The following is a 5,595-nucleotide window of genomic DNA, read 5'->3' on the forward strand; positions in this document are numbered from 1 at the left end:
GGTTCGCCGCTGCGATTACCGTAGTGAGTAGGGCCATTCTTTTTTAGCTTTGTGCTGTGACAACTTGGGCAAAATAGGTACATAATCTTTGAGTTTAGTCACTCCAAAGTTAGGCATTTGCCCCCGTTGTCTATTTTTTTGTTATAGCATTACTTTGCGCGCACTGCCAGATATAGCAATAAACCAATCAAATTAATTGGTACTGTAAATAATCCGTTGCAACTAAAATTTTCAGCATGGAAAAGTCTATTCCTGATGTTCTAAGGCCTATTGCCAAAAGTGAATCTGCGTTCTGCAACGGATTATTTACAGCAACAATTAATTTAAAGAGGATAAAAATCCATACTATTTACTCAAAATATATACATCTTCTCTGTGTTCAGAAACAGAAGAATAAAACATAGGATATGAAGCATATTTCAATGTGTTGGCGGCGGAATCCTTGGCATTATTGAAACAAGACTGTTCTACTTCGTACCTTTGCCCCTCAAAAGAGCAAGCACATGAAGTTTGAAGATTATCATATCGCCCCCGAAATAAAAAAAAGCTTAGAAAATTTAGGTTTCAAACGCCCTACTGATATTCAGTTTAAGGCCATTCCTTCCATTTTGAAGGGCGAAGATGTATTGGCAATTGCCCAAACGGGGACGGGAAAAACCGCCGCTTTTGCCATTCCAATTATTCATTTGCTCAATGAACGCAAGAAAAACAGCCGTCGTCCCGACGGTGTGAAGTGCATTGTGATGGTACCTACCCACGAGTTGGCGCTCCAAATCACCGAAGTATTTAACCGATTAGGCCATTTTACGTTGGTAAAAACCTTGGGCTTATTTGGCGGCGTAGCGCAGGACCCGCAAATTGCGAAACTGGAAAAAGGCGTGGATGTGATTGTTGCTACTCCCGGGCGTCTGTTTGACTTGGTAAGTCAGGGACACCTTAAACTGGAACGTGTGGAAGTGCTGATTTTGGACGAAGCCGATCACATGCTGGATTTAGGTTTTATCAAAGACATACGCGATTTGCTCCGACATTTACCGCGTCGTCGTCAAACCCTGTTTTTCTCCGCTACGCTCGATGAAAAAATCAAGAAATTAGCGTATTCCCTGATTAACAGCGGGGCTATTCGGATTCAAATTTCCCCCAAAGACCCCGTCGCTAAGAATATTGAACATTTTGTGGCTTTTGTCGAAATGGACGATAAACGTTTTTTCTTAGAACGCATTATTAATGAACATCCCGAAAGTAAAATTTTGGTTTTTATCAGAACCAAAGTAAGAGCCGAGCGGGTATTCAGTGCGTTGGAACGTATGGGACTCAAAAGCCAAACCCTGCACGGCGATAAAGAACAAAAAGACCGTTTGTCGGCCCTGAATGATTTTAAAAGCGGCAAAGTAAAAGTGCTGATAGCGACCGACATCAGCGCCCGCGGAATTGACATTGCCAACGTTGATTACGTCGTTAACTACGATTTGCCCGAACAGGCCGAAAACTACGTTCACCGCGTAGGACGCACGGGTCGCGGCACCAATAAAGGAAATGCCGTTTCTTTTTGCAGCACCGAAGAAAAGCCCATTTTGGCCGAAATCGAAACCTTCTTGGATAAACCCATCGATGTATTGCAAATCAGCAAGTCAGAATACGAAGGCACTATTGATTTCAGTAACGAAACCGCAGGTAACGTAAAATCACTGCTCGACGAAATCGAAGCATTGGAAGCAGAGCGGAAAGTACGGAAAGGTAAAAAAATGAATCGGAAGAAGTAATTTCTCCTGCCTTAAATCATCAAATTACACCCTCGTACATCCGAATTGTCGAATCGACCGATAACCTCAAATTCCGTCGCGTCGTCGCTTGCGTAACGGCCCAAATCCTGCGTCTCGATAAAGGCGCAGGAATCCAGATTAGCTAAATCTATGACGTTAATTCCTCCGTAGCGAAAGTCGGATTGAGGCCCCGCCACTACCGTTCGGGGGTCATTGATGTCGCGTAATAAAATGCGCATCGTAGCCGATGTTTTAAAAATTCCATCGCCTTTTGAATACGATTGTGAAAGCAGTTCAGTCATTCCATATTCCGAATGAATGGTTTTGACCCCAAAAGCTTTTGTCAATACGTAATGCACTTCTTCGCGAAGCATTTCACGGCGGCGTCCTTTCATTCCTCCAGTTTCCATAACAATTAGATTTGGCATTGCCTGAATATCTGCCAATTCCTGCTTTCCTTCCGCCAAATCCAACAGGGCAAATGTTACTCCCCATACTATCACTTTTCGCCCATCGTAATTGGCCCCCAATTTTTGAAGAGTGATCAACAACTCATCCACATTATGCAGAAAAAAACCTGAAACGGGCGACTGCGTTTGCGCAATAAATTGTTCAACCATATACACCAAAGAGGAGTTATTTCGTTCAAGATAGGATGGCAACAACGCCAATAAATGGAAGTCAGTCAAAAGGCCATAGGTTTGTTCAAAAATCCCAAGACTGATGTCGTTGTACCAATCTAAATCGGCCACGTGGTGCCGACTCGTTTGGGCTCCAGTGGTGCCGCTGCTTTCAAAAGTAGTTTGAATCGCAGGTGAATCAGTCAAAATGGAATGATGCTTGAAAAAGTCGATGGGCATAAACGGAATTTCGGCCAATGAACCCACTTTTTCGGGATTTATACGTAAGTAAGTGATGTATTTTTGGTATATCGAATTGTGAAAAGCTTGATAACGAAACACCTCCAGAGCAACTGTTTCAAAGGTATCATTCGTCACCAGACGCACAGATTCCCGCAGATTTTGGTATATTGACATTAAATTGGGGCTATTTTTACTGACCGATAACGAATAACTATTAACTTTCTCCAATATTTAGAACAAAATTAACAAGAAACATGAAGGGCTTTATTCGTTTTTCTTTTACCCTATTATTATTTGCAGTTTCAACCACCGGCTGTTTTACTCCTCCAGACTATAGTCTGGTACCCGAAATCGTGTTTAACAGCATGACCAAGTTTGAAGTGATTGAACCTTTCTCCAAAGCCAAACAAGACTCGGTGGTAGTTACCATTGACTTCAAAGACGGCGACGGTGACTTAGGAGAAAGTACTGCCAATAGAAGTAACTCCCGTTACGATACTTGGGGAAACTACGAGTTGCGCACCTTTAGAAAAGTGACCGGCAATCAGTATCAGGAGGTGATTTTGGCCGCCAACTCAAAATTGTTTTTCCCGGTCTTAAAACCGGATGGCAAAAAAGGCCCCATTGAAGGAAAACTGGATTACGCCGTTTATTTTCCCTACTCTCGAAACGCCAAGTTAACTACGGTGAAATTTCAAATAAAGGTACGCGACCGCGCCTTCAACGTCAGCAACGTAGTAGAATCCGATACAATGTCAGTACCTATTTTGTTTTGATGATTGAGTGTTTATCCCTGAAATAGCTTTACAAATTTATAGTTTCAGCCTTGCAGGTAATTCCTTCTTAATTATTGAAAAGTTTGGGAAATTTTCAGCATATTTATTCAATTTGCATCAATTTTCAGGCTTCCTTGTGCCTTGATTTCATAATTCCCACCTTTTAACAATAGACTTTTAACACGTGCACTTGTCCGAATAGAAATGAGATGGTTTGAATTTAGGATAACTACATCACTTGCAGTGGGCACTCTCCCATCTTTCCATACAGCAACATCGTCCCAATTACCCGATTTCATAGTCTCGCAAAAAGTATCAGTTACGCTGACAGAAATTTTTTCACCGGTTATAGTTTTCCCTATTGTTACTACTTCGCGTTTAGAAGGAACTGTATAGTTAGAAAATTGAAAATTAGCTTTGTTGCCTTGGACCTGACCTATATAAACAGAATCTCTGTTATAAGAAACATAGGAGGTTATTTCCGATAAGTTTGTTCCTGATACATTTACATTGAAGTATTGCAAATTATAAGGAAAAACTCCTCTTTCCGGTGAAGTAATAACCAGAGGAGGCAGAGTTGTACCTTGGCTTAGCAATGGCAAGAAAAAGGGTGAATGATACGTGAGCAAAGGAGGATTGAAACCTGTCCGACAGAATTTATTTCCCAGTGGATCAGATATAAGAAGCAATCTGACCATTGTAATTACTGTCAGGTTATCTGTGGATCCCATATGCCATTGATTATTTATCTCGGATACGCAACCGACCATTCCACCTAATTGACTCTGTCTCGGAACAATCCAATCATGTTTCTCTTCCCCGAATAAAGAAGCTGGAGTGTTTCCTATTTGGCTAAAAATTGCCTCTTCAGTAGAATGAAGAATAAATTGATAACTTAAAGCTAAATTATTGTAATCCCATGATTTGTCGGTAACAATCACATGACTTGGCACTAAATTTCGAGTTTTCGACGGGCCGTTCAGCAACTTTCTAATAGCATCGCCTTCTACTCGTAAATCACTCATTGCACCGTTATCTACATACATAGCACCAAATCTCAGTAAATTAGTCAGAGTGAGAGGAAGCCAAGGGTCATATACCATGTCAGCTACCTGTGAGCCTGAATGCGGGGTGTTAATAGTAATCAGTTTTTGTATGTCACCTTTATAGGCGTCATCTTGGAGGTATAGCCTTGATAATATTCCTCCCATGCTGTGACCTATCGCCACTGCTTTTCCTGCGGCGATGCGGTGTTGAGTATGTAATGTTTCCAGTAAATTTTTTATTCCCTTAGAAACTACTGATTTATTTGTCGTGAAAAATGCGGTATTTGTCTCTGAATAATTAGTGCGACTGAGCAAATGTCTTGGGTACATAGCGGTTAATTCATCTTCCATTTTTTGGAACGTACTTATTCCTCCTTTTAAACCATGCGTCATTATTACCGGAGCATGATAAACTCTAAGCGGCCATGAATTAAGGGGAATGCTTGGTTTAGTCACATCATAAAGCTCCAAGGTTAGGTCAATAGAGGCGGTATTGATATTGTCAATGTAGGTAGGATGAAAATAGCGTTCTACCAGACTATCCGCTGTAATTGAAATAGTCTGAAAACTTCCGTAGAGGCTGGCATTATTGGAGGTATTTTCTTTGATTCTTAACTTTAATAAAAGAGGATTTTCATAGTTGGAATTTTGTACTTTGAAGAGTGAAACATCAGAACCGTCTGCACAAACTTCAAATATATTGGTAGAATTTGATGTATTACTTTTTAATGAGTGGCGATTTTTAAAATCAGGATTGACGAAACTTTGATGAAAATGCTTTATTGTTAGAGGTTGAGGGTCAAGCTTCCAAATACCTTGCTTATATTTATAAGTAATGCTATCACTACTGATTCCGGCAAAGTATAACTTATTATTAAATATGGTGAAATTAGAGAAAACCCCTAAATTTATCGAAGAAGTACCTTTAACCGAACCATCGCTACACCATAAGTATTCACCATTTGAGTTCGCCTTAATTCGATGTGCAAAATATAACCTACCATTAAAACCAAATTTATTATATAAAGGATGCAGGATTCAAGTTACAAATGCAACTTCTTGATGGTTAGTTAATTGATTAAAAATTTGATTTGGTGTTTGAAAATCATGTCTTTTTCTTGGCCTGTTATTAAGTTCATTCTCTACA

Annotated in this window: 4 protein-coding genes; 2 read left to right on the top strand and 2 right to left on the bottom strand. The window is 40.2% G+C overall.

Translation table 11 applies throughout. The features are described 5' to 3' along the window. Positions 1-503 precede the first annotated feature (503 nt). Positions 504-1,763, top strand: coding sequence for a DEAD/DEAH box helicase (locus tag Q0081_RS28255; protein ID WP_298361423.1), 1,260 nt, complete (start codon positions 504-506; stop codon positions 1,761-1,763). An 11-nt stretch (positions 1,764-1,774) separates the two neighbouring features. On the opposite strand, the gene Q0081_RS28260 is transcribed toward Q0081_RS28255, so the two are convergent. After that, complete coding sequence (locus Q0081_RS28260; RefSeq protein ID WP_298361425.1) at positions 1,775-2,800, bottom strand: acyl transferase; 1,026 nt, start codon at positions 2,798-2,800, stop codon at positions 1,775-1,777. 80 nt (positions 2,801-2,880) lie between these two features. Between Q0081_RS28260 and Q0081_RS28265 the strand changes: the two genes are divergently transcribed. Then, the gene (locus tag Q0081_RS28265; protein WP_298361427.1) at positions 2,881-3,402 is read left to right on the top strand and encodes a hypothetical protein; all 522 of its coding nucleotides are present in this window, start codon (positions 2,881-2,883) and stop codon (positions 3,400-3,402) included. Between the two features lie 107 nt (positions 3,403-3,509). On the opposite strand, the gene Q0081_RS28270 is transcribed toward Q0081_RS28265, so the two are convergent. Continuing rightward, positions 3,510-4,919 carry an alpha/beta hydrolase gene (locus Q0081_RS28270; RefSeq protein ID WP_298361429.1) on the bottom strand — a complete coding sequence of 470 codons (1,410 nt, stop codon included), beginning with the start codon at positions 4,917-4,919 and terminating at the stop codon, positions 3,510-3,512. Between the last annotated feature and the right edge of the window lie 676 nt (positions 4,920-5,595).

It is taken from the genome of Runella sp., assembly GCF_027484545.1.
Classification (GTDB): Bacteria; Bacteroidota; Bacteroidia; order Cytophagales; family Spirosomataceae; genus Runella.

Coding starts and splice junctions, on each gene's coding strand:
- Q0081_RS28255 (WP_298361423.1), top strand. CDS start 504: ATGAAGTTTGAAGATTATCATATCGCCCCCGAAATAAAAAAAAGCTTA.
- Q0081_RS28260 (WP_298361425.1), bottom strand. CDS start 2,800: ATGTCAATATACCAAAATCTGCGGGAATCTGTGCGTCTGGTGACGAAT.
- Q0081_RS28265 (WP_298361427.1), top strand. CDS start 2,881: ATGAAGGGCTTTATTCGTTTTTCTTTTACCCTATTATTATTTGCAGTT.